General features: G+C 65.1%; 1 pseudogene. It reads left to right on the top strand.

What is annotated here, in order from left to right:
* Nucleotides 1–69 precede the first annotated feature (69 nt).
* Nucleotides 70–576 (top strand): annotated as a pseudogene (locus LE181_RS31955) (hypothetical protein); the annotation flags it as partial.

Here is a 576-nt window from a genome sequence, read left to right as displayed (position 1 = left end):
GGGCGCCCCCGCATGTCCCGACATGCGGGGGCGCCCCCTTCTCGCATTTGCCACCCGGAAGGACACGACATGGTCACCCTCAATGACCTCTTGCCGTACAAGCTCACCTACACGCAGGTCGACACCACCTTCACCGCCGAGATGAAGGGGCACGGCCAGACGATCCTGGAAGAGGCCATCAAGATAGGCGTCGGTTTCCGCGGCGCAGTGATCGGCGTCGCCACCGCGATCCAGGAGTCGGGGCTGCGCAATCTTAACTACGGGGACCGGGACAGCCTCGGCCTTTTCCAGCAGCGCGAATCGCAGGGCTGGGGCACGCGCGAGCAGATCCTCAACCCGCATTACGCGGCCTGGAAGTTCTTCTCCGTGATGAAGGCGGACTGCCCGCGCAGGTTCGGCTCCGACTACCTGACGTCGACGCAGCTCTACCAGGTCGCCCAGGAGGTCCAGCGCAGCGAATTCCCGACCTATTACGCCAAGCACGAGGAGTCGGCCGCCAAGCTGGTCGTCGAGCTCGTCAACAAGCTCGGTCTCGACGACGAGGCGCCCAAGCGCGTGAGCCTTGCCCGCAAGACC

The sequence above is a fragment of the Streptomyces sichuanensis genome (assembly GCF_020328095.1).
GTDB classification, from domain to species: domain Bacteria; phylum Actinomycetota; class Actinomycetes; order Streptomycetales; family Streptomycetaceae; genus Streptomyces; species Streptomyces cinnamoneus.
The sequence above is the reverse complement of the archived record's forward strand: the minus strand, read 5'-3'. Positions and strand labels throughout refer to the sequence as shown.